General features: G+C 74.5%; 18 protein-coding genes and 1 other RNA gene. 16 read left to right on the forward strand and 3 right to left on the reverse strand.

Features of this window, described 5'->3' with window-relative positions; translation table 11 throughout:
• Positions 1 to 183: 183 nt before the first annotated feature.
• Positions 184 to 2913 carry an FtsK/SpoIIIE domain-containing protein gene (locus tag ACIQVD_RS27520; RefSeq protein ID WP_402292016.1) on the reverse strand — a complete coding sequence of 910 codons (2730 nt, stop codon included), beginning with the start codon at positions 2911 to 2913 and terminating at the stop codon, positions 184 to 186.
• A gap of 341 nt (positions 2914 to 3254) precedes the next feature.
• On the opposite strand from ACIQVD_RS27520, the gene ACIQVD_RS27525 reads away from it, so the two are divergent.
• From ACIQVD_RS27525 to prfB, 3 genes are all read left to right on the forward strand, one after another.
• Positions 3255 to 5078 carry a protein kinase gene (locus ACIQVD_RS27525; protein ID WP_402292017.1) on the forward strand — a complete coding sequence of 608 codons (1824 nt, stop codon included), beginning with the start codon at positions 3255 to 3257 and terminating at the stop codon, positions 5076 to 5078.
• Between the two features lie 142 nt (positions 5079 to 5220).
• Positions 5221 to 6474 (forward strand): protein kinase, encoded by a 1254-nt coding sequence (locus ACIQVD_RS27530; RefSeq protein ID WP_400692623.1) that lies wholly within the window; start codon positions 5221 to 5223, stop codon positions 6472 to 6474.
• Positions 6475 to 6508: 34 nt separating this feature from the next.
• Positions 6509 to 7612: a peptide chain release factor 2 gene (gene prfB, locus ACIQVD_RS27535; protein WP_100838057.1), complete on the forward strand. Its 1104-nt coding sequence runs from the start codon at positions 6509 to 6511 to the stop codon at positions 7610 to 7612.
• Positions 7613 to 7769: 157 nt separating this feature from the next.
• Here prfB and ACIQVD_RS27540 read toward each other — a convergent pair whose 3' ends face one another.
• Entirely contained in the window at positions 7770 to 7961 is a 192-nt protein-coding gene (locus ACIQVD_RS27540) for a hypothetical protein (RefSeq protein ID WP_400692627.1), read from the reverse strand.
• A gap of 261 nt (positions 7962 to 8222) precedes the next feature.
• On the opposite strand from ACIQVD_RS27540, the gene ftsE reads away from it, so the two are divergent.
• From ftsE to ACIQVD_RS27595, 11 genes are all read left to right on the forward strand, one after another.
• Complete coding sequence (gene ftsE / locus ACIQVD_RS27545) at positions 8223 to 8912, forward strand: cell division ATP-binding protein FtsE (RefSeq protein ID WP_035863161.1); 690 nt, start codon at positions 8223 to 8225, stop codon at positions 8910 to 8912.
• A gap of 11 nt (positions 8913 to 8923) precedes the next feature.
• Positions 8924 to 9829: a permease-like cell division protein FtsX gene (ftsX, locus tag ACIQVD_RS27550; RefSeq protein ID WP_100838059.1), complete on the forward strand. Its 906-nt coding sequence runs from the start codon at positions 8924 to 8926 to the stop codon at positions 9827 to 9829.
• A 54-nt stretch (positions 9830 to 9883) separates the two neighbouring features.
• On the forward strand, positions 9884 to 11116 hold the full coding sequence (locus tag ACIQVD_RS27555) for a S41 family peptidase (protein ID WP_402292018.1): 1233 nt from the start codon (positions 9884 to 9886) through the stop codon (positions 11114 to 11116).
• Between the two features lie 44 nt (positions 11117 to 11160).
• Positions 11161 to 11643, forward strand: a complete 483-nt coding sequence (gene smpB, locus ACIQVD_RS27560; RefSeq protein ID WP_123555373.1) for an SsrA-binding protein SmpB — start codon at positions 11161 to 11163, stop codon at positions 11641 to 11643.
• A gap of 67 nt (positions 11644 to 11710) precedes the next feature.
• On the forward strand, positions 11711 to 12976 hold the full coding sequence (locus ACIQVD_RS27565; protein ID WP_402292019.1) for an alpha/beta hydrolase: 1266 nt from the start codon (positions 11711 to 11713) through the stop codon (positions 12974 to 12976).
• Between the two features lie 148 nt (positions 12977 to 13124).
• Positions 13125 to 13503: a transfer-messenger RNA gene (gene ssrA / locus ACIQVD_RS27570) on the forward strand.
• Positions 13504 to 13688: 185 nt separating this feature from the next.
• Positions 13689 to 15062, forward strand: coding sequence for a nitrate/nitrite transporter (locus ACIQVD_RS27575; protein ID WP_402292020.1), 1374 nt, complete (start codon positions 13689 to 13691; stop codon positions 15060 to 15062).
• 175 nt (positions 15063 to 15237) lie between these two features.
• Positions 15238 to 16410: a uroporphyrinogen-III synthase gene (locus tag ACIQVD_RS27580; protein WP_233533496.1), complete on the forward strand. Its 1173-nt coding sequence runs from the start codon at positions 15238 to 15240 to the stop codon at positions 16408 to 16410.
• Between the two features lie 117 nt (positions 16411 to 16527).
• On the forward strand, positions 16528 to 18822 hold the full coding sequence (locus tag ACIQVD_RS27585; RefSeq protein WP_400692639.1) for a HelD family protein: 2295 nt from the start codon (positions 16528 to 16530) through the stop codon (positions 18820 to 18822).
• Positions 18823 to 19145: 323 nt separating this feature from the next.
• A complete protein-coding gene (locus tag ACIQVD_RS27590; protein ID WP_400692643.1) occupies positions 19146 to 20621 on the forward strand; it encodes an NAD-dependent malic enzyme in 1476 nt (491 codons plus the stop codon).
• 441 nt (positions 20622 to 21062) lie between these two features.
• A complete protein-coding gene (locus ACIQVD_RS27595; RefSeq protein WP_030459611.1) occupies positions 21063 to 21344 on the forward strand; it encodes an HU family DNA-binding protein in 282 nt (93 codons plus the stop codon).
• A gap of 75 nt (positions 21345 to 21419) precedes the next feature.
• Here ACIQVD_RS27595 and murA read toward each other — a convergent pair whose 3' ends face one another.
• Positions 21420 to 22775: a UDP-N-acetylglucosamine 1-carboxyvinyltransferase gene (gene murA / locus ACIQVD_RS27600; protein ID WP_100838067.1), complete on the reverse strand. Its 1356-nt coding sequence runs from the start codon at positions 22773 to 22775 to the stop codon at positions 21420 to 21422.
• Positions 22776 to 23001: 226 nt separating this feature from the next.
• Between murA and ACIQVD_RS27605 the strand changes: the two genes are divergently transcribed.
• The gene (locus tag ACIQVD_RS27605) at positions 23002 to 23571 is read left to right on the forward strand and encodes a YqgE/AlgH family protein (RefSeq protein WP_400692647.1); all 570 of its coding nucleotides are present in this window, start codon (positions 23002 to 23004) and stop codon (positions 23569 to 23571) included.
• 60 nt (positions 23572 to 23631) lie between these two features.
• Positions 23632 to 23907, forward strand: coding sequence for a DUF3039 domain-containing protein (locus ACIQVD_RS27610; protein ID WP_030459614.1), 276 nt, complete (start codon positions 23632 to 23634; stop codon positions 23905 to 23907).
• Positions 23908 to 23928 lie beyond the last annotated feature (21 nt).

Genomic DNA, 23928 nt, shown 5'->3' on the forward strand with positions numbered 1-23928 from the left:
GGGGTTGCGCACAACACCGGGGGCCCCCCCCCCCCCGCCCCCGGGGGGGCCCCCCCCCCCGGGGGCCCCCCGGGGGGGGGGGGGGGGGTGTTGGGGGGGGGGGGGGGGGGGGGGGGGGGGCCCCCCCCCCCCCCCCCCCGGCCGCGTGCCCGGCGGCTCCCCGGGCCGCCGGGCACCCGGCCCTCAGCTCTCCGTCGCCCGGCGCAGGGCGGAGGCCAGCAGCGCCAGGTCCGTGGGCCCGTTGCCGAGTTCGCGCACCGGGCGGGGCGAGGGCGCGGCGCCGTGGTCCTCCAGGCGCTGGGCGACGACGGTGGGCCGCAGGGTCGCGGTGCGGGGGATGCGGCCGCTGACCCGGGCGCCCTGGAAGGCGGTGACCGCCCCGTCCGGGCGGCGCAGGTAGCCGCGGCCGGGCGTCGCCCCGGGGAGCGCGGCGGCGTCGGGCAGGTGGATCAGCAGGTCGGAGTCGCCGGCCTGCTCGGTGCGCAGCGCGATCCGCAGCTGGGCGGCCTCGTCCAGCTCGGTGCCGGCGGTGCTCTCGGGCGCGCCGGTCGCGGCGACCACGTGCACGCCGAGCCGGGCGCCGTGCACCGCGACGGCGGCGAGGGCGCGGGCGAGCGGACGGCCGCCGGGGGAGGCCGGGCCGAGCAGCGCGTCGTAGTCGTCGACCAGGACGACCAGCCGGGGCGGTGCCGCGTCGGCCGGGGGCGCGTCGGGGGAGCGGCGCGGTTCGACCACCCGGAGCGGCGCGGCCGGGTCGGCCGGGCCGCCGACCAGCGCCGGGGTCCGGGCGAGGGCGAGGGCCCGCCTGGTGTGCCAGTCGGTGAAGGTCAGGCCGTCGAACAGGGCTTCGCGGTGGGCGAGTTCGTCGCTGATCCGCTCGGCGGCGAGCAGCGCGCCGCGCGGGTCCTCGGCGGCGTTGACGTGGCCGGTGACGTGCGGGAGGTCGGTGCAGGCGGCCAGGCCGCCGTCCTCCGCGCGGTCCCCGTCGACCATCAGCAGGGCGAGCCGGTCCGGGCGTTCGGAGACGGCGAGGGAGGCGGCCAGGCTGCGCAGCAGCTCGGACTTGCCGGAGCCGGGGCCGCCGCCGATCAGCAGGTGGTCGCCGTCCTCGGCGAGGTCGACGGCGCAGTTCTCCTCGCCGCCGGGACCGCGGGCGGTGCCGAGCAGGGCGGCGGCGCCGCCGGCCCCGGCGGGCAGGGACTGCCAGCTCTCGGCGAGCCGGGCCGGGGAGAGCGACTCGGAGCGCAGCAGGTCGAGCAGGCGCAGCGCCTCGGGGAGCGGGCCGCGCGGCGAGGCCCCGGTGTCGGCCTCGGTGAGCGGGGCGAGGGTGCGGGCGAGGCGCTCGGCCCAGGCCGGGGAGACCGCGTCGAGGGCGACGTCGGTGAGGCGCTCGCGGGCGCCGGCGGCCGGGCGGTCGAGGGTGAGGCGGGTGGAGACCTCGCCGGTGACGGTGCCCAGCGCGCCGAGGCCGGTGGGGAGCTCCTCGGGGGACTCGGCCAGGCAGAGGGCGAAGACGCCGGCCGCGGGGCCCTGGCGCAGCAGCAGCCCGAGGGCGTGCCGGGCGGCCTCGGTGCCCGGGTCGCCGTCGACCAGGACGACGGTGGCGGGCGGGCCGGCGGTGGCGGCGGCGAGTTCGGTGAGGCGGGCCTCGGCCTGCTCGGGGCCGAGCCCGTACAGCAGGCGGCAGGACTGGCCGTGGGCGGGCCGCAGGTGCGGGAGCCACTGGGCCCAGGCCCAGTCCTCGGCGGGCCGCTCGGCGGCGACCACGACCAGGGCGAGGCCGCTGGGCGGGTGCAGGGCGGCGAGCTGGGCGAGGGCGGCCCGGGCCAGGCCGGTGAGGCGGTGGCGCGGGCCGGCCAGGCCGAGGCTGCCGGCGGTCTGCAGGTCGACGGTGACGGGGACGGCGGGCAGCAGGCTGCCGGGGGCGGTGCCGGGGCCGCCGGGCAGGTCGGCGGTGCCGAGCCGGAGGGTGAGCGCGTCGGGGTGGTCGGGGCCGCGCTCCCACAGCCGGGGGCCGGTGCCGAGCGCGGTGAGCAGCAGGGCGGCCGGGTCGGGCCAGCGCTCGCGCTGGTGGGCGGCCTGGCGCAGCCGGGCGGCGTCGTGCTGGCGGTCGGTGTCGGCGGCGGGCGGCTCGTTCCGGCCGCGGCGCAGCCAGCGGCCGCCGCGCCCGGCGGCGGCGGGGGCCGGGGCGGGCTCGGGCGGCCCGGCGGGCGCGGCCGGGCGGCCGGGGGCGGTGCGGGCGCCGGTGCGCGGGGCGAGCCGGAGGCGGCCCTCGCCGTCGGGTGCGGTGGGCCGGGCCGCCATGTCCTCGGCGCGGGCGAGCTGGAGGGTGGACTCGCCGATCCGCAGCAGGGTGCCGGGGGCGACGTCGGTGCTCTCCTCGCGCAGCCAGTGCTCGTCGAGCCGGGTGCCGTTGGTGGAGCCGAGGTCCTGGACGGTGGCGCGGCCGTCGGCGGCCAGGTGCAGGGCGAGGTGCAGCCGGGAGACGTCGGGGTCGTCGAGCGGGACGTCGGCCTCGGCGGAGCGGCCGATCCGGATCCGCTCGCCGTGCAGGCGGTGGACGCCGCCCGCGTCGGGGCCGCCGACCACCCGCAGCTCGGCGGCGGGGCGCTCGTCGGGGCCCTCCGCGTCCGGGTCGGGCTCGCCGAGGGCGAGCACCGCGCCGTCCACCAGCGGGGGGTGGCCGAGCGGGGTCTGCTCGTCCAGGCGCCGTTCCCCGTCGTAGAGGTGGACGTGCGTGGCGGAGCGGGGACCGCGGACGCCGACCGCGCCGGCCAGCGCGGCGGCGACGGCACCGAGCGCCGTCCCGGCCGGCGCGGTGACCAGTACGTCGGCGGAGCTGCCGGAGCTGCCGGCGCTGCCGGGGGCGGCCGGCCCGCTGCGCGGTCGAAGGACGGTGAGCCGGATCTGCATCTCGCCCGGGGTCCCTTCTGCACACGTGTGGTGCGTGCCATCCTGCCACTCGGGACGGACAGTCCGCGCACGGTACCGGATTTGACGATCTTGCGATCATCGCCATGGTGAATCCGACGGGGAGTCAGGTCAAGGCGCCCCGGGCACCCCGCCGGCCGACCGCGCGCGCCCCGGCCGGGCAACACCTCGGAAACCCGCTCGGGCACCGTTAGAGTTGCCGGACACACGGGAGCCCGTCCGCCCGGGCGGACTCCCCAGGCCCCGGCGCCGTTCACGGGAACGGGGGAGTGCCGGAACGCGGCCCCGGCAGCGGGCGCCGGGTGACCGAACGGAGTGCACAGGTGCGGCCTGTCGGCAGCAAGTACTTGTTGGAGGAGAGCCTCGGGCGCGGAGCGACCGGCACGGTCTGGCGCGGCCGGGTGCGCGAGGACGCCGCCGTGCCGGGCCTGGTGCCCGGCCAGGCGGTCGCGGTCAAGGTGCTGCGCGAGGAGCTGGCCGCCGACCCGGACGTGGTGATGCGCTTCCTGCGCGAGCGCTCCGTCCTGCTCCGGCTGACCCACCCCAACATCGTCCGCACCCGCGACCTGGTGGTCGAGGGCGAGCTGCTCGCCCTGGTGATGGACCTGGTCGACGGCCCCGACCTGTACCGCTACCTGCGCGAGTCCGGCCCGCTGTCGCCGATCGCCGGCGCGCTGCTGATGGCCCAGATCGCCGACGCGCTGGCCGCCAGCCACGCCGACGGCGTCGTGCACCGGGACCTCAAGCCCGCCAACGTGCTGCTGGCCACCCTCGCGGTGGACGGCGACGAGCGGATGCACCCGATGCTCACCGACTTCGGCATCGCCCGGCTCGCCGACTCCCCGGGCATCACCCGCACCCACGAGTTCGTCGGCACCCCCGCCTACGTCGCCCCCGAGTCCGCCGGCGGCCGCCCGCAGACCGCCGCGGTGGACGTCTACGGCGCCGGCATCATGCTGTACGAGCTGGTCACCGGCCGCCCGCCGTTCCAGGGCGACAACCCGCTGGCGATCCTCCAGGCGCACCTCGCGCAGGAGCCGCAGCGCCCCCGTACCATGCCCGAGCCGCTGTGGACGGTGGTCGAGCGCTGCCTGCGCAAGGACCCGGCCCAGCGCCCCACCGCCGTCGCGCTGGCCGAGGCGCTGCGGGTGGTCGCGGCCGGCGTCGGCGTGCACTCCGCCCCGGCCGCGGTGGAGGCCGCGCTGGCCGTCGGCGACCTGCTGGTGCCCGACCCGGCGCTGGCCGCCCCCGCGGTCTCCCCGCACGACGCCACCCTGCCCGGGGTCGGGTACGACCCGGCCGCCGCCACCCAGGTCATGGCGCACCGGCCGCCCGCGCCCGGCGCCGAGGACCGCACCCAGCTGATCGGCCCGCCGCCCGCCGCCCCGGCCGCGGAGCGCACCCGGGTGATGCCCGCGGTGCCGCCCGCCCCCGAGCAGGCCCCCGCGCAGCCGGACGGCCCGCACCCCTGGCAGACCCAGCTGCGCGCCGCCCGGGACCGCAACGCGCAGACCCAGGTCGGCTGGTTCGAGCCGGACGGCTCCGGCGAGCCGCAGGTCGCCCCGCGCCCGTACCAGGCCGGCCAGCCCCCGCAGCACGGCGGCCAGTACCCGCAGCCGGGCCCCGCCGGCCGCCCGCCGGCCGCCCCGCAGTCCTACCAGCGGCCCCCGCAGGACGGTCGGTACGCCCCGCAGGACGGCCGCTACGCCCCGCAGCAGGGCCCGTACCAGGCCCAGCAGCCGCACCCGCCGCAGGGCGGCCGGCAGTCCCGGCCGGGCTCCGGCGGCCGTCCGCCGGTCGCCCCGCCGCCGTACCAGGCCCAGCAGCAGCCGCCGGCCGCCTACAGCGGGCAGCCGCAGGGCTACGGCGCCCCGCAGCGCCGCTCCGAGCCGCCGGCCCCGCAGCGCCGCCCGGAGCCGGAGCCGCCCCGCGAGCGGGAGCGCGAACGCGAGCGCGAGCCGCGGCGGCGCAGCCCCAACCGGATGCGCATCCCCGGCCTGGGCTGCCTGAAGGGCTGCCTGCTGGTGCTGGTGGTGCTGGCCGTGGGCTGCCTGGCGCTGTGGAACTTCACGCCGCTGCCGCACTACTGGGACAACGTGGTCGGCTGGTACGACACGGCCCGGAACTGGGTCACCAGCCACACCTGACCGGGTAATTGACGCTTTGTCGACAATCCCGCGAAATTCCACCGGATCGGTACCTCGCCGGGGGCCCTCCGCGGCCCCCGCGACCGTCGCGGGCGCGTAGGTTGTTCGGCGAGCACCGACCTCACGAGCCCACGGAGCAGCATTGGCACGCAAGATCGGCAGCCGGTACACCGTCCACCAGGTGATCGGCCGCGGCTCGGCCGGCACCGTGTGGCTCGGCGAGGGCCCGGACGGCCCGGTCGCGGTGAAACTGCTGCGCGAGGACCTCGCGGCCGACCAGGTGCTGGTCGGCCGCTTCGTCCAGGAACGCGCCGCCCTCACCGGCCTCGACCACCCGCACGTGGTCGGCGTCCACGACATGGTGGTCGACGGCAGCGACCTCGCCCTGGTGATGGACCTGGTCCGGGGCAGCGACCTGCGCACCCGGCTGGAGCGCGACGGCGTGCTCAGCCCGCTGGTCGCCGCCTCGGTGATCGCCGACGTCGCCGACGGCCTGGCCGCCGCGCACGCGGCCGGCATCGTGCACCGCGACGTCAAGCCGGAGAACGTCCTGCTCGACCTCGCCGCCCCGCCCGGCCCCGGCGGCGCCCCGCGCGCCAAGCTCACCGACTTCGGCATCGCCCGCCTGGTCGACGCCCCCCGCCGCACCCGGGCCACCCGGATCATCGGCACCCCCGACTACCTCGCCCCCGAGATCATCGAGGGCCTGGAGCCGCGCGCCGCCGTCGACATCTACGCCACCGCCACCGTGCTGTACGAGCTGCTCACCGGCGCCACCCCGTTCGGCGGCGGCCACACCGGCGCGGTGCTGCGCCGGCACGTCACCGAGAACGTCCCCCCGGTCGAGGGCATGCCGGACGGCCTGTGGCGGATCATCTCCGAGTGCCTGGCCAAGGCCCCCGCCTCCCGGCTGCGCGCCGCCGAGCTGGCCGCCCGGCTGCGCGCCCTGCTCCCCGAGCTGGCTGGCCTCGGCCCGCTCGCGGTGCCCGCCCAGCGCGCCGCCGCCGAGGAGGTGCCCACCCCCGGCGAGGCGGTCTACGCCGAGAGCGACGCACTCGCCGGCGGCGCCCACCGCCGCCGCCGCGGCCCCGCCGTCCCGCTGGTGCCCGGCCCGCAGCCCGACTCCACCCGGGACACCCACACCAGCCTGCGCCGCCCCTCAGCCCAGGAGCTGGCCTCCTACGCCGAGGAGTCCCGGGCCCAGCGCGACCGCCCCGGCTCCGGCCCGCACCGCCGCACCCGGGCCCAGATGATCCGCCGCCGCCGCACCCTGGCCGTGCTGATCGCCGTCGTCCTGCTGCTGGCGGGCGCCGCCGCCGCGTGGACGGCGTTCGCCGCCGAGCCCCCCGCGGGCCCCTCCGCGGCGGTGCGCACCACCTGGTACCCCCGGTTGTAGCCGAGCCCCCCCGCGGAACCATTACCCTTGAGGCGTGGCAGCCGTCGATCCTTCCGAAGAGCTCAAGAACCTCGACTCGACCATGGCGTCGATCGAGGCCGTCCTCGACCTGGACAAGATCCGGGCCGACATCGCGACCCTGGAGGAGGAGGCAGCCGCCCCCACCCTGTGGGACGACGTCGCGAACGCACAGAAGGTCACCAGCCGGCTCTCCTTCCTCCAGGGCGAACTGCGCAAGTTCGAGACCCTGCGCGGCCGGGTCGAGGACCTGGGCGTCCTGTTCGAACTGGCCGAGGCCGAGGACGACGCGGACACCCGCGTCGAGGCCGAGGCCGAGCTGGTGTCGGTCAAGAAGGCCGTCGAGGAGCTGGAGGTGCGCACCCTGCTCTCCGGCGAGTACGACGCCCGCGAGGCCCTGGTCAACATCCGCGCCGAGGCCGGCGGCGTCGACGCCGCCGACTTCGCCGAGCAGCTGATGCGCATGTACCTGCGCTGGTCCGAGCGGCACGGGTACCCGACCGAGGTCTACGACACCTCGTACGCCGAAGAGGCCGGCATCAAGTCCGCGACCTTCACCGTCAAGGCCCCCTACGCCTACGGCACCCTCTCGGTCGAGCAGGGCACCCACCGCCTGGTGCGGATCTCCCCGTTCGACAACCAGGGCCGCCGCCAGACCTCCTTCGCCGGCGTCGAGGTGCTCCCCGTCGTCGAGACCTCCGACCACGTCGACATCGACGAGGGCGACCTGCGGATCGACGTCTACCGCGCCTCCGGCCCCGGCGGCCAGGGCGTCAACACCACCGACTCCGCGGTCCGGATCACCCACCTGCCGACCGGCATCGTGGTCTCCTGCCAGAACGAGCGCTCCCAGATCCAGAACAAGGCCTCGGCGATGAACGTCCTCCAGGCCAAGCTGCTGGAGCGCCGCCGCCAGGAGGAGCGCGCCGCGATGGACGCGCTCAAGGACGGCGGCTCGTCCTGGGGCAACCAGATGCGCTCCTACGTCCTGCACCCGTACCAGATGGTCAAGGACCTGCGCACCGAGTACGAGGTCGGCAACCCGCAGGGCGTGCTGGACGGGGACATCGACGGTTTCATCGAGGCCGGCATCCGGTGGCGCAAGCAGCGGGAGAGCTGATTCCACGGCGTGAGGAGGCCGGCTGAGATGAACGTCGGACGCAGCATCGAGGCCGGCATCCGGTGGCGCGAGCAGCGGGAGAGCTGAGCACGCCCGAACAGCAAGGGAGGGGCCCCACCGCCGCGGCGGTGGGGCCCCTCCCGTTCAGCGCTCGGGGTCAGTGCAGCAGCAGCAGGGCCAGCATGAGCACCGCGACGAACAGCAGGCCCAGCAGCACCGCGGGGTTGAGCGTCGCGAACGGCCCGTGCGGCTCCTGCTGGAGCCGGGCCCGGTTGGCGCGGCACACCGGGCAGCGGCCGTCGATCACGCGGCCGTTGCAGTTGGCGCACACCAGTTGGTCGCAGGTCATGCGATCTCCTCCTTGCTGCATAGCCAACGCGCCGGAGGCGGATTCGGTTCCGACTGCTTACCACTCTGCCAGGTTCCGTACCCCTCGGCTCCCGGAGGAGAAGGGTTATCGATCTGTGACGTACCTCGCAATTTCCGGGGCGAACCCGAACAACACCTGACGAAACCACGTTCAGTACGCGCCCCGCGACTGCGGGTGCGGTTGGGCATCGCGTAAGGTCACTGGCTCCGATCCACCTAGGATGGCCCCCGTGATGCAGCCGTGATCAGATTCGACAACGTCTCCAAGACCTATCCCAAGCAGAACCGTCCGGCCCTGGACAACGTCTCGCTGGAGATCGAGAAGGGCGAGTTCGTCTTCCTGGTGGGCTCCTCGGGTTCGGGCAAGTCGACGTTCCTGCGCCTGTGCCTGCGCGAGGAGCGCCCGTCCACCGGCGCGGTGCACGTGCTGGGCAAGGACCTGGGCAAGCTCTCGAACTGGAAGGTGCCGCACATGCGGCGCCAACTGGGCACGGTCTTCCAGGACTTCCGCCTGCTGCCGAACAAGACGGTGGGGCAGAACGTGGCGTTCGCCCTGGAGGTCATCGGCAAGCCGAAGAGCGCCATCAACAAGGTGGTGCCCGAGGTGCTCGACCTGGTCGGCCTCGGCGGCAAGGAGGACCGGATGCCCGGCGAGCTGTCCGGTGGTGAGCAGCAGCGCGTGGCGATCGCCCGGGCGTTCGTGAACCGCCCGATGCTGCTGATCGCCGACGAGCCCACCGGCAACCTCGACCCGCAGAACTCGGTCGGCATCATGAAGCTGCTCGACCGCATCAACCGGACCGGCACCACCGTGCTGATGGCGACCCACGACCAGGCCATCGTCGACCAGATGCGCAAGCGCGTCATCGAGCTCGACAAGGGCCTGCTGGTCCGTGACCAGGCCCGCGGCGTCTACGGCTACCAGAGCTAGAAGAGAGAAGCATGCGCGCCCAGTTCGTTCTGTCGGAGATCGGCGTCGGTCTCCGCCGCAACCTGACCATGACCATCGCCGTCGTGGTCAGTGTCGCGCTGTCGCTCGCCCTCGCCGGTGCCTCGCTGCTGGTCCGCGACCAGGTCAACTCCATGAAGGACTACTGGTACGACAAGGTCGAGGTCAGCATCTACTTCTGCACCAAGGCGGAGCACAACTCGCCGCAGTGCGCGGACGGCGAGGCGACCCAGGACCAGATCCAGGCGGTCAAGGACGGCCTGGCGAAGATGCCGCTGGTGCAGAGCTACACCTTCGAGAACTCGCAGGAAGCGTTCAAGCACTTCAAGGACAGCAACCCGGACAACCCGCTGCTGGCGGCGGTCGGTCCGGACTCCATGCCGCAGTCCTGGCGGGTCAAGCTGAACGACCCGACCCGGTTCGACGTGATCCAGAGCGCCTTCGCCGGCAAGCCCGGCGTGAAGTCGGTCGAGGACCAGCGGAAGATCCTGGAGAACCTGTTCGGCCTGCTGCGCGGCCTGCAGACCGCGGCCTTCGTGATCATGGTGCTGATGCTGTTCGTCGCGCTGCTGCTGATCGTCAACACCGTCCGGGTGTCCGCGTTCAGCCGCCGCCGCGAGACCGGCATCATGCGGCTGGTCGGCGCGTCCAACTTCTACGTGCAGATGCCGTTCATCGCGGAGGCCGCGTTCGCCGCGCTGCTCGGCTCGGCGCTGGCCTCGGCGCTGCTGCTGGGCGGGCACTTCTTCGTCCAGGAGTGGCTGGCCAAGAAGGTGGCGTTCATCCACTTCATCGGCCTGTCCTCGGTGTTGGCGGTGATCCCGCTGCTGGTCGTGGTCGGCATGGCGATGGCGGGCGTGGCCGCGTTCTTCACCCTGCGCAAGTACCTGAAGGTCTGACGGGTCGTCGGCGTCACAGGTCCACGTGCCCGTCGCGGCACTAGACTCGCGCACATGCCGACTGCACCGCGGGTACGCCAGGGGATGACGCTGGGCCTGGTGTTCGGCGCGGTGCTGTTCGCCGGAGCGGCCTCGGGGGCCTGGGGGGAGCCGGACGGCTCGCTCCGGGCCCCCTCGTCGTCCGAGGGACTGCCGCCCGCCGCCGACCTGGCGGGGGCGGACCTCACCCCGCAGCAGGCCAGGCAGTTGGTCGGCGCCAGCGGCGACCGCTGGGCGGCCTACCTGAGCCCGCAGCAGTACGCCGACCTCACCGGCGGCCGGTACGCGGGCGTCGGGCTGAGCGTGGACCGGGAGGCCGGCGGGCCCACCCTGGTCGCCGAGGTGGCGCCCGGCTCGCCCGCCGCCCGGGCCGGCATCGCGCCCGGCGAGCTGCTGGTCACCGTGGACGGCGCCGCCGCCGAGCAACTGCCGGTCACCGAACTGGTCTCCCGGCTGCGCGGCGGCCCGGCCGGCAGCGCGGTCGCGGTGGGCGTCCGGGACGCGGCCGGGCCGGTGCGCCAACTCACCCTGACCCGGGCCGAGCTGTCCACCCGCGAGGTCGAGGTCGCGCACCCGGCGCCCGGGGTGGTCCGGATCGCCGTGCACGCCTTCACCGAGGGCGTCGCCGACCAGGTGCGGGCCGCCGCGGCCGGCTCCCGGGGCGTGGTGCTCGACCTGCGCGGCAACTCCGGCGGACTGGTCGGCGAGGCCGTCGGCACCGCCTCGGTGTTCCTCGACGGCGGGCCGGTGGCCAGCTACCAGGTGCACGGCGAGCACCGCGAACTGACCGCCGCCCCGGGCGGCGACACCGCCGTCCCGCTGGTGGTGCTGGTCGACGGCGGCACCATGAGCGCCGCCGAACTGCTGGCCGGCGCGTTCCAGGACCGCAGCCGGGCCGTCCTGGTCGGCAGCCGCACCTTCGGCAAGGGCACCGTCCAGCAGCCCAGCCGGCTCGCCGACGGCTCCGTGCTGGAGCTCACCGTCGGCCGCTACCAGACCCCGGCCGGCCGCTCCCCGGACGGCACCGGCGTCCAGCCCGACGTGCCGGCCGCCGGCGAGGACCCGCAGGCGCTCGCCCTCAAGGTGCTGGCCGGGCTGCGCGGCTCCGCCCCCGACGCCACCGACGCGCCCGCCGCCGCCGCACCCACCGCCGGCCCGGGCGCCACCGCGCCCGCCACCGCCCCCGACGGCCCCCGCCCCGGCCCCGCCGCGGCCCCTTCCGCGCCGCCCGCGCCCGCCGCGCCGTAAAGGGGCTGCCGCGTCCGCCGCCGAAGTGCGAGAATGGCCGGGCTATGGCAAAGGAAACGGGCAAGAAGCTGGTCGCGCAGAACAAGAAGGCGCGGCACGAGTACACCATTCTCGACACCTACGAGTGCGGCATGGTGCTCACCGGTACCGAGGTCAAGTCGCTGCGCGAGGGCCGGGCCAACCTGGTCGACGGCTACGCGTACATCCAGGGCGGCGAGGCCTGGATCGACAACGTCTTCATCCCCGAGTACGCCCAGGGCACCTGGACCAACCACTCGGCGCGGCGCAAGCGCAAGCTGCTGCTGCACAAGATGGAGATCCGCAAGATCGAGTCCAAGGCGAAGGAGAGCGGCCACACGCTCGTCCCGCTGTCGCTGTACTTCAAGGACGGCCGGGCCAAGCTCGAACTCGCCCTCGCCGTCGGCAAGAAGCTCTACGACAAGCGGCAGACCCTGCGCGAGCGCCAGGACCGCCGCGAGTCCGACCGCGCGGTGGCGGCCGCCCGCCGCCGCTCCGGCCAGGGCTGATCCGCCGTCAAGCGCCTGACGGGGCCCGGCCAACCGGCGTGATGGAGCGTCTCCGTATCATCTCCGGGTGGACATCTCGCTGTTGAGTGGCTGGCTGCCGTGGACCTTCCGAATACTGGCCGTGGTGGCGGTCGCGGCGGCGCTGTTCAGGGGCAGCCCGTTCTGGGTCCGCCGCCGGCTGCCCTGGGTGGTCGGCGGGGCCGCCGCCGGCACCGGGCTGGCCGCGCTGCTGGTGCTGGCGTTCGGCGACGTCCAGGACCCGCTGCCGCCCGGCCTCTGGCTCTGGGTCTGCTGCGCCCTGCTGGGCCTGGGCGGCCTGGCCGCCGGGGTGCGCCGCTCCAGGTGGTGGAACCTGGCCGCCGTCCCGGTGGCGGTGGCGATGTCCCTGCTGTGCGCGGCCAACTCGATCAACATCTCCACCGGCTACTACCCCGACGTGGAGGCGGCGGTCGGCGACCTGTCCGACGCCCCGGTGCCGCAGCAGATGACCCTGGAGGAGGCCCTGGCCACCGTCGGCCGGGCCACCGAGGGCCGGGTGGTCGCGGTGGACGTCCCCGCCGAGCCGAGCGGCTTCAAGCACCGCCGCGAACTGGTCTACCTGCCGCCGGCCTGGTTCCGCAGCAAGGCCCGGCCCAAGCTGCCGGTGGTGGAGATGATCGGCGGCCAGTTCGCCGCCCCCGACAACTGGATCCGGGCCGGCGCGGCGGTCGAGACCGCCGACGCGTACGCCGCCGCCCACAACGGCTACGCCCCGGTGCTGGTGATGGCGGACGCCACCGGGAACTTCAAGACCGACACCGAGTGCGTCAACGGCAAGCACGGCAACGCCGAGGACCACCTGGTCAAGGACGTCCCGCCGTACGTCGCCCGGACCTTCGGCACCGCCACCGACCCGCGCTCCTGGGCCGTGGTCGGCTGGTCGATGGGCGGCACCTGCGCGGTCGACCTGGGCGTGGTGCACCCCGAGGTGTTCGGCCACTTCGTCGACATCTCCGGCGACCTCGGCCCCAACCTCGGCGGCCGGCAGGCCACCGTCGACGGCCTGTACGGCGGGGACGCCGCCGCCTGGGAGGCGCACGACCCGCTGACCGTCCTCGGCCGGGCCGGGAAGGACGCCTACCGCGGCTCCGGCGGCTACTTCCTGGTCGGCGCCGACGAGGGCGGCAAGCACCTGGAGAACGCCCAGGCCCTGGACCGGGCCGCCCGGCAGGCCGGCCTGGACACCAAGGTGGAGGTGCACCCCGGCAAGCACGACTGGCAGTTCGGCGGCGCGGGCTTCAGGCTGGCGCTGCCCTGGCTGGCCCAGCGGACCGGCCTGCCCGGCGCGAACTGACCGGCGCGAACCGGTGCGGATCCGCGCCGGGCCCGCGCCGGGCCCGCGCCGACCGTTAATGCGCTGGACCCTTGACGCGCGGGTTGAGTACTATGGCAGCGCACCACCCGGCGGGCCCGCCCGCCGGCGCTGTTTCTCAACACAACATGGGGATGATCGGTTTCGACAGTGACAGTCGAAACAGGAGAAGCGAGCCGAGGAACGCGGCAATGATCTCGTTAACCACCTGTCGCAAAAAAATAATCGCCAACTCTAAGCGCGATTCCCAGCAGTTCGCTCTCGCAGCCTGATCTGCGAAAGTGAATGGGTGTCAGCCCGGGGCGTTCCCGACCCGGATCCTGGCATAATCTAGGGAACTCAACCCGCCACCCGGGCCACGGGGGTGGCGGGGAAACCAAACAGTGGCTGGGCCTGTTGGCGGCTTGTCCGCGTGACCGCCAGGGCCGAGAAAATCACAGCGGACTGCGCTCGGAGAAGTCCTGAATCCACTTCACTGGACCCGGGTTCGATTCCCGGCATCTCCACCGCCCCATGTGCACCGCAGAGCCGCCCTCCGTCCGGAGGGCGGCTCTCGTGCGTTCCGGCCCCCTCACACCCCCGCCCCGCCCCGGGTGAGAGGACGGTTCCGCACCCTTCACACCGCACAACGGTTCCGAAATCGTGGACTCCTAGCGTCAGTGGCACAGGGCAACGGAACGCGAAGGAGCAGCCCATGGACGGCACCACCACGCGCGGCAGGACGGGCGGCCGCTGGATCCGGCGCTGGGACCCGGAGGACACCGCGTTCTGGGAGGCCACCGGCCGCCGCACCGCCCGCCGCAACCTCGCCTTCTCGGTGCTCTCCGAGCACGTTGGCTTCTCGATCTGGAGCCTGTGGTCGGTGATGGTGCTCTTCATGGGCAAGGAGTACGGCATCGACCCGGCCGGGAAGTTCTTCCTGGTCGCGATGCCCACCCTGGTCGGCTCCTTCGTCCGCATCCCCTACACCGTCGCGGTCGCCCGGTTCGGCGGCCGGAACTGGACGGTGGTCTCCGCGCTGCTGCTCCTGCTGCCCACCCTGGCCGCCGGGTACGTGATGCACCCCGGCACCTCGTACACCGCGTTCATGCTGGTCGCGGCGCTCACCGGGTTCGGCGGCGGCAACTTCGCCTCCTCGATGACCAACATCAACGCCTTCTACCCGGCCCGGCACAAGGGCTGGGCGCTGGGCCTCAACGCGGGCGGCGGCAACATCGGGGTGCCCGTCATCCAGCTGGTCGCGCTCGGCGTGATCGCCTGGGCCGGGGCCGGGCACCCGCGGATCGTCCTCGGCGTCTACCTGCCGCTGATCGTGCTCGCCGCGCTGTGCGCCGCCCTGTTCATGGACAACCTGGCCCCGGTGCGGGCCGACACCCGCTCGCTGGCCGCGGTCGTCCGGGAGCGGCACACCTGGCTGATGTCGGTGCTGTACGTCGGCACCTTCGGCTCCTTCATCGGCTTCTCCTTCGCCTTCGGCCTGGTGCTGCAGAACCAGTTCGGCCGCACCCCGCTCCAGGCCGCCCAGCTCACCTTCCTCGGCCCGCTGCTGGGCTCGGTGGTCCGCCCGCTCGGCGGGAAGCTCGCCGACCGGTTCGGCGGCGCCCGGATCACGCTGTGGAACTTCGCCGCGATGGCCGCCGCCGCGAGCGTGGTCACCTACGCCTCGTCGATCCGCTCGCTGCCGGTCTTCCTGGTCGGGTTCGTCGCCCTGTTCGCCCTCGCCGGACTGGGCAACGGCTCCACCTACAAGATGATCCCCGGCATCTTCGACGCCAAGGCCCAGGACCGGATCGCCGCCGGGGCCACCGCGGAGGAGGCCGCCGCCTGGTCCCGGCGGATGTCCGGCTCCGCGATCGGCGTGATCGGCGCGGTCGGCGCCCTCGGCGGGCTGTTCATCAACCTGGCCTTCCGGGAGTCCTTCCTGGTCGCCGGGTCCGGCACCCCGGCCTTCGCCTCCTTCCTGGCCGCCTACGCGGTCTGCTCCGCCCTCACCTGGACGGTGTACCTCCGCCGCCCCGCCGGCACCCCCGCCGCCGCCGGCGACGGCGCCGCCCTCGCGCGGGTCTGACCCCCCGCCCCCCGGGACCGCCCCGCCCCCGGGACCGCCCCGACCAGCGGCGAAACACGCCGGTAATCGGAGCGACCCGGGGGTGACACCGCGACCGGACACGATTGATCACCCACCCGACCGCGGCCCGTCCCCAGCCAGGACACCCGGGCCGCGCAGCTAAGGACGACACCGCATGGCCGACCCGAACCGACGCCAGCCGGACGGACCCGGGACCGCCGGGACCGCCGGGAGCACCGAGAGCACCGAGGCCGGCCCGCTCGCGGGCTGGACCGTCGGCATCACCGCCGCCCGCCGCGCCGACGAACTCGCCGCCCTGCTCCAGCGCCGCGGCGCCAGCGTGCTGCGCGCCCCCGCCCTGCGGATCGTCCCGCTCGCCGACGACACCGAACTGCACACCGCGACCCGGGCGCTGATCGCCGACCCGCCCGACCTGGCGGTCGCCACCACCGGCATCGGCTTCCGCGGCTGGCTGGAGGCCGCCGAGGGCTGGGACCTGGGCGACGAACTGCGCGGGGCGCTCGGCCACGCCGCGGTGCTCGCCCGCGGCCCCAAGGCCAAGGGCGCGATCCGGGCCGCCGGGCTGCGCGAGTCCTTCTCCGCGGCCACCGAGTCCTCCGCCGAGGTGCTCTCCCACCTGCTCGACCAGGGCGTCGACGGCCGCCGGATCGCCGTCCAGCTGCACGGCGCCCCGCTGCCCGGCTTCGTCGAGTCGCTGCGCGCCGCCGGGGCCGAGGTCGTCGAGGTCCCGGTCTACCGCTGGCTCCCGCCCGTCGACCTCGGCCCGCTCGACCGCCTGCTCGACGCGGCCTGCGCCGGCGCGCTCGACGCCGTCACCTTCACCTCCGCCCCCGCCGCGATCAGCCTGCTGGAGCGGGCCGCCCAGCGCGGCCGCACCGAGGAGCTGCTGCACGCCCTGCGCCGCGACGTCCTCGCGGTCTGCGTCGGCCCGGTCACCTCCGCCCCGCTCGACGCGCTCGACGTCCCGACCGTCTGGCCCGAGCGGATGCGCCTGGGCGCGATGGTGCAGACCCTCACCGCGGCGCTGCCCGGCCGGGCCCGCCCGCTCCGGGTGGCCGGCCACCTGCTCGAACTGCGCGGCCAGGCCGCCCTGGTCGACGGCCGGCTGCGCCCCGTCCCCCCGGCCGGCATGGCCCTGCTGCGCACCCTGGCCCGCCACCCCGGCTGGGTCGTCCCCCGGGCCGACCTGCTCCGCGCCCTGCCCGGCAGCGGCGACGACGAGCACGCCGTGGAGACCGCGATGGCGCGCCTGCGCCAGGCGCTCGGCGCGCCCCGGCTGATCACCACCGTCGTCAAGCGGGGGTACCGGCTGACCCTCGACCACTGAGGCCCGGGCCCCCGCCCCTGCCCGCTCCCGCTCCCCGCCCGCCCCGCCGTTCGGAGCGGTCCCCGGTTCCCTGTAGGATCTTCCGTCCGCCTTTTTCTCCGCACCTTTGGGGGCTCCTTGGGCGCGCACGGTTCTACCGAGCACCGATCCGACACTGTCCGCGACCGCGAGATCGCCGGGGAGCAGCGGCATCTCGACACCGTCTACCGGCGGTTGGAGGAGAAGCTGGCCGAGGCCGAGTACATCCTGGAGGACGCCGCCAAGCGGGTGCAGGTCGGCACCCCCGGCGCGCTCGCCGAGCGCGACGCGCAGGTGTACCGGGCCGGCGCCCACCTGCAGCGGTTGAACAACGAGTTCGAGGACTTCCTGTTCGGCCGGATCGACCTCCAGCAGGCCGACGCGCCGGAGGAGCACGGGATCCCGTCCCAGACTCCGCTGGACCCGGCCGACCCGGCCGTCGCCGAGAGCCTGCACATCGGCCGCCTGGGCGTCCTGGACGCCGAGTACGGCCCGTTGGTGATCGACTGGCGGGCCCCGGCCGCCGCGCCGTTCTACCGGGCGACGCCGCTGGAGCCCGGCCGGGTGGTCCGGCGCCGGGTGATCCGGTCCAAGGGCCGGAAGGTGGTCGGCGTCGAGGACGACCTGCTCCGTCCCGACCTGGCGCCGACGCTGGACGGCGAGGAGCTCGCCGTGGTCGGCGACGGCGCGCTGATGGCGACGCTGGGCCGGGCCCGCGGCCACTCGATGCGCGACATCGTCTCCTCGATCCAGAAGGAGCAGGACGAGGTGATCCGGGCGCCCGCCGCGGGCGCGACCCTGGTCACCGGCGGCCCCGGCACCGGCAAGACCGCCGTCGCCCTGCACCGGGCCGCGTTCCTGCTCTACCAGGACCGCCGCCGGTACGCGGGCGGCATCCTGGTGGTCAGCCCCACCCCGCTGCTGGTCTCGTACACCGAGGGCGTGCTGCCCTCGCTGGGCGAGGAGGGCCAGGTGGCGATCCGCGCGGTCGGCAGCCTGGTCGACGGGATCGAGGCGACCCGGTACGACAGCCCGGAGGTGGCCCGGATCAAGGGCTCGGCGCGGATGGTGCAGTTGCTGCGCCGGGCCGCCCGGGGGGCCCTGGAGCTGGGCGCGCCCGCCGAGCTGCGGGTCTTCGCCCGGGGCCGGGCGCTGCGGCTGGACGCGGGCCGGCTGAAGGCGGTGCGCGGCAACGTGGTGGGCGGCGGCGGCACGCCGCTGAACCTGCTGCGCCCGCGGGCCCGCCGCCTGCTGCTGGACGCGCTCTGGTCGGAGGCGGTGCGCGACCTGCCGAAGCCGAACACGTACGCCGAGCGCGAGCAGCGTCAGGAGGAGCGCGAGTCCTTCGACGAGTACGTCTCCGACGAGGCGGTGTTCCTGGACTTCCTGGACGCCTGGTGGCCCGCCGTCACCCCGCGCCGGGTGCTGGCCACGCTCCGGCAGCACCGGCACACCAACCGGATCGCCCGCCGCGCGGTCACCCCGGAGGAGGCCCGGCTGCTCGCGGCGTCCTGGCGGCACCTGGACGAGCGCGGCGCGGGCGCCCTGTCGGCGCACGACGTGGCGCTGGTGGACGAGCTCCAGGTGCTGCTCGGCGAGCCGGCCCGCCCGAAGGTCCGCGAGGTGGACGCGGTGGACGCGCTCACCGGCCTGGACGAGGTCACCACGTACGGCGAGCGGACGTACGGCCGGCGCGAGCGCGTCGCGGAGGAGCGCCGGGAGTACGCGCACGTGATCGTCGACGAGGCGCAGGACCTGACGCCGATGCAGTGGCGGATGGTCGGGCGGCGCTCCCGGATGGCGACCTGGACGATCGTCGGCGACCCGGCGCAGTCGTCCTGGCCGTTCCCGCAGGAGGCGCAGGCGGCGATGGACGAGGTGCTGGCGGGCAAGCCGCGCCGCCGGCACACGCTGACGGTGAACTACCGCAACCCGGCGGAGATCGCCGAGGTGGCGGCGAAGGTGCTGGAGCTGGCCGCTCCGGGCACCCCGTCGCCGAGCGCGGTGCGGGCCACCGGCGCGCACCCGCGGTTCGCGGCGGTCCGCGAGCCGGACCCGGCGGCGTTCGGCGCGGCGGCCCGGGCGGAGCTGGAGCGGCTGCTGGCCGAGGTGGACGGCACCGTCGCGGTGGTGGTCCCGATGGACCGCCGGGCCGAGGCGGCGGGCTGGGCCGAGGGCCTGGGCGGGCGGGTGGTGGCGCTGGGCAGCCTGGAGGCCAAGGGCCTGGAGTACGACGCCACGGTGGTGGCCGACCCGACCGGCATCGCGGGCGAGTCGGAGGCGGGCCTGCGGGTGCTGTACGTGGCGCTGACCCGGGCCACCCAGCGGCTGACCGTGCTGTCCGGCCCGGACGACCTGCCGGACGCCGCGGGCGTCCCCGCGCTGCTGAAGTAGCCGGGCAGCACGGAGGCCCCCACCCGTCGGGTGGGGGCCTCCGCCACGTTGAACACCGGCCCGCCATGCTCGCCTCGCGGCAAGTGGTCCCTCGAAGGGACGAAGGTTGGGCCCGGGGGCTTGGATCGAGCCGGTGCCGTTCCAATGTAACGCATCCGTGCCGACGGGCAAGGAGGCCGCGTCCCGCTCCGGCCGGTTTGTCGGGTCCGCACACTCCGCGCACGTTATTTCTGGCGGGCCCTTGGTCGGTGCGACCATCGAGGTCTAGCATGCCGAGCGGCATGGAACTTCAACAGTTTGTTGATTCAGGAAGAAGGACGTCGATGGCGACGGTGCCCAGTGTCTCGAACTCGATCACGGTCCGGTTGGAGGTCCCGGCCACCGGCAACGCGGTGAGCTCGATCACCACCGCGGTGGAGTCCTCCGGCGGTTCGGTCACCGGTCTCGACGTCACGGCCTCCGGCCTGGAGGCGCTGCGGATCGACGTCACGGTGGCGGCCTCCTCGGTCGCGCACGGCCAGGAGATCGTCGAGAAGCTCCGCACCATCGACGGCGTGAGCATCGGCAAGGTCTCCGACCGCACCTTCCTGATGCACCTCGGCGGCAAGATCGAGATGTCCTCGAAGCTGCCGATCCGCAACCGCGACGACCTGAGCATGATCTACACCCCCGGCGTGGCCCGGGTCTGCATGGCGATCGCGGAGAACCCGGAGGACGCCCGCCGGCTGACCATCAAGCGCAACAGCGTCGCGGTGGTCACCGACGGCTCGGCCGTGCTGGGCCTGGGCAACATCGGCCCGAAGGCCGCGCTGCCGGTGATGGAGGGCAAGGCGGCGCTGTTCAAGCGGTTCGCGGGCATCGACGCCTGGCCGCTCTGCCTGGACACCCAGGACGCCGACGAGATCGTGGCGATCGTCAAGGCGATCGCGCCGGGCTTCGCCGGCATCAACCTGGAGGACATCTCCGCGCCGCGCTGCTTCGAGATCGAGGCCCGGCTGCGCGAGGCGCTGGACATCCCGGTCTTCCACGACGACCAGCACGGCACCGCGATCGTGGTGCTGGCCGCGCTGACCAACGCGCTGAAGGTGGTCGGCAAGGAGATCGGCGAGATCCGGGTGGTGATGAGCGGCGCCGGCGCCGCGGGCACCGCGATCCTCAAGCTGCTGATGGCCGCGGGCGTCGAGCACGCCACCGTGGCGGACGTCCGCGGCGTGGTCCACCGGGACCGGGACGACCTGAACGACAGCCTGCGCTGGATCGCCGAGAACACCAACCGCTCCGGCCGCACCGGCACCCTCAAGGAGGCGGTGGCCGGCGCCGACGTGTTCATCGGCGTCTCCGCCCCGAACGTGCTGGACGGCGACGACCTGGCCACCATGGCCAAGGACGCGGTCGTCTTCGCGCTGGCCAACCCCGACCCGGAGGTCGACCCGGCGGTGGCCCGGCAGACCGCCGCGGTGGTCGCCACCGGCCGCAGCGACTTCCCGAACCAGATCAACAACGTGCTGGTCTTCCCGGGCGTCTTCCGCGGCCTGCTGGACGCGCAGAGCGCCAGCGTGGACACCGAGATGATGCTGGCCGCCGCCCGGGCGCTGGCCACCACCGTCACCGACGAGGAACTGAACCCCAACTACATCATCCCCAGCGTCTTCCACCCGGGGGTGGCCAAGACCGTCGCGGCGGCCGTCCGGGACGCCGCGGTGGCCGCCCGGGGCGACGCGGAGGCCGCCCCGGAGAGGCCCACCGCGGGCATCGTCGGGACGCTCGACACCGGCACTTTCCCGGCCGTTCGGTTCTGAGTCCGGAGGGGGCCCGGCCCGCCCGCCGGGCCCCGCTCGCGGCGAACCGCGCGGAGCCCTTGCGACACAAGGGCAAGGGGCGTGTTTGGGCTTGTCGGTGCCAGGGCGTACGGTAGCCCTGCGACGGGGAGGCGTGTCCGACAAGTACGGTACGTCCCCAGTTGCGCCACGGCGTGTCGTCCCGGCCGCCGCCCGCTCCGGACACTCCGGAGCCGACGGAGCGTCACACCTCCGTCCGGCGGGCGCTGTTCGGGTCAACCACGCCGGTTCCCGATTGGCTTTCTCAGTGCCGGTCGGGGCAGGATTCGTACCCAGGCGGGCAGTTTGTGGCGCTTCGCGGTGCGAGCCCGGCCCCTGACCAACCCCTCGCCTGAACGAGCACCGTCGCGCGGACCGGCCATGCCTCCGCGCACGGCAGAGCAACAGACCACAGGAGTACACATGAACCGCAGTGAGCTGGTGGCCGCGCTGGCCGAGCGCGCCGAGGTGACCCGCAAGGACGCCGACGCCGTGCTGGCCGCCTTCGCCGAGATCACCGGCGAGGTCGTCGCCAAGGGCGACGAGAAGGTCACCATCCCCGGTTTCCTGACCTTCGAGCGCACCCTGCGCGCCGCCCGCACCGCCCGCAACCCGCAGACCGGCGAGCCCATCCAGATCGCCGAGGGCTACAGCGTCAAGGTCAGCGCCGGCTCGAAGCTGAAGGAAGCCGCGAAGGGCAAGTGACCCCCCGCAGCTGAACGCACCGGTGGCCGGCCTCCCCTCGGGGAGGCCGGCCACCGGCTTTCCGGCCCGCCGCGCTCAGGCGGTCAGCCGGACCTCGGGCGCCTCGGCCTCCGAGGGCAGCTCGATGTGCGCGCCCAGGTCGCGCAGCTTGTCCATGAAGTTCTCGTAGCCGCGGTTGATCAGGTCGATGCCGTGCACCGTGGAGGTGCCCTCGGCGGCCAGCGCCGCGATCAGGTACGAGAAGCCGCCGCGCAGGTCGGGGATGACCAGCTCGCCGCCCATCAGCTTGGACGGGCCGGAGACCACCGCGGAGTGCATGAAGTTGCGCGCCCCGAACCGGCACGGCGTGCCGCCCAGGCACTCGCTGTAGAGCTGGATGTGCGCGCCCATCTGGTTCAGCGCCCCGGTGAAGCCCAGCCGCGACTCGTACACCGTCTCGTGCACGATCGACAGGCCGGTGGCCTGGGTCAGCGCCACCACCAGCGGCTGCTGCCAGTCGGTCTGGAAGCCCGGGTGCACGTCGGTCTCCAGGGCGATCGCCTTGAGCTCGCCGCCCGGGTGCCAGAACCGGATGCCCGCGTCGTCGATCTCGTAGGCGCCGCCGACCTTCCGGAAGGTGTTCAGGAAGGTCATCATCGGGATCTGCTCGGCGCCCCGGACGTAGATGTCACCCTTGGTGGCCAGCGCCGCGCACGCCCAGGAGGCCGCCTCCAGGCGGTCCGGCAGCGCCCGGTGGGTGTAGCCGTCCAGCTCGTCCACGCCGGTGACCAGGATGGTGCGGTCGGTGCCCAGCGAGATGATCGCGCCCATCTTCTGCAGCACGCAGATCAGGTCGACGATCTCCGGCTCGATCGCGGCGTTGCGCAGCTCGGTGACGCCCTCGGCGAGGACCGCGGTCAGCAGCACCTGCTCGGTCGCGCCGACCGACGGGTAGGGCAGCTCGATCTTGGTGCCGCGCAGCCGCTGGGCGGCGACCAGGTAGGTGCCCTGCGGGTGCTTCTCGATGGTCGCGCCGAACTGGCGCAGCACCTCGAAGTGGAAGTCGACCGGCCGGCCGCCGATGTCGCAGCCGCCCAGGCCCGGGATGAAGGCGTGCCCGAGCCGGTGCAGCAGCGGGCCGCAGAACAGGATCGGGATGCGCGAGGAGCCGGCGTGCGCGTCGATGTCCGCGACGTTGGCGGACTCCACGTGCGAGGGGTCGAGGATCAGCTCGCCGTCCTCGTCGCCGGTGCGGACGGTGACCCCGTGCAGCTGCAGCAGGCCGCGGACGACCTTGACGTCCCGGATGTCCGGGACGTTGCGCAGTCTGCTGGGGCCCTGGCCGAGCAGCGCGGCGACCATGGCCTTGGGGACCAGGTTCTTGGCGCCGCGGATCTGGATCTCGCCTTCGAGCGGGTTTCCGCCGTGGACCAGCAGGACGTCGTCGGTCATCGTTCTCGCAATCCGGGTGCGCAGGGGAGGTTTTCGGCTGCGGAGTTGGGGGAAGGGCCCTTCACCACCACTAGATGGTAGGGGGTGGGCGATTGGTTCCGGTGTGTCCTCATGGTGATCATGCTGTGGGGGAGGCTCCGCGGCATCGCCACTGGGCCGGACGGGTGGCCCGCGGGGTGGACCGCCGGGTGTCCGGGGAGGGCCGGTACGGGGCATGATGTCAGACATGGAAGCGGCCCCCTCGCTCACCGGGCGACTGCTCGTGGCGACGCCCGTGCTGACCGACCCGAACTTCACCAGGTCGGTGGTCCTGCTGCTCGACCACGACGCCCAGGGCGCGCTCGGGGTGGTGCTCAACCGCCCCACGCCGGTGGACGTGGCCGCCGTGCTGGACGGCTGGGCGCCGCTGGCGGGCGACCCGCCGGTGCTCTTCCAGGGCGGGCCGGTGGCCCTGGACTCCGCGCTGGCGGTGGCCGTCGTCCCCGGCGAGGAGCACGGTGCCGCGCCGCTCGGCTGGCGCCGGGTGCACGGCGCGATCGGCCTGGTCGACCTGGAGGCGCCGCCCGAGGTGCTGGCCGGGGTGCTCGGCGGGATGCGGGTGTTCGCCGGCTACTCGGGCTGGTCGCCCGGGCAGCTGGAGGAGGAGCTCGCCGAGGGCGCCTGGCACCTGGTGGACTGCGAGGCGGGGGACGTCTCCTGCGCCGAGCCGGACCGGCTGTGGCGCGAGGTGCTGCGCCGCCAGCGCGGGCCGCTGGCGATGCTCGCCACCTATCCCGACGACCCGCTGCTGAACTGACCGAGGAGCCCGGCGCACGCGGTGGCCCGGTCCCGGGCGGCCCCCATAGACTTGGCACCCATGAGCACTCTTGAGCCCGAGCGCGGTCTCGGCACCGGCACCCTGGTCGAGCCCGTCCCGCAGACGTCGCACGGGGACGGCGACCACGAGCGCTTCGCCCACTACGTCCAGAAGGACAAGATCATGGAGAGCGCGCTCTCCGGGTCCCCCGTGGTGGCGCTGTGCGGCAAGGTCTGGGTGCCCGGGCGCGACCCGAAGAAGTACCCGGTCTGCCCGATGTGCAAGGAGATCTTCGACGGGCTGAACAACCCCGGCGGGGACGACAAGAAGGACTGACGGCGCACGACCTGCGCGAAC

The sequence above is a fragment of the Kitasatospora sp. NPDC090308 genome (assembly GCF_044769485.1).
In the GTDB taxonomy this organism is placed as follows: Bacteria; Actinomycetota; Actinomycetes; order Streptomycetales; family Streptomycetaceae; genus Kitasatospora; species Kitasatospora fiedleri.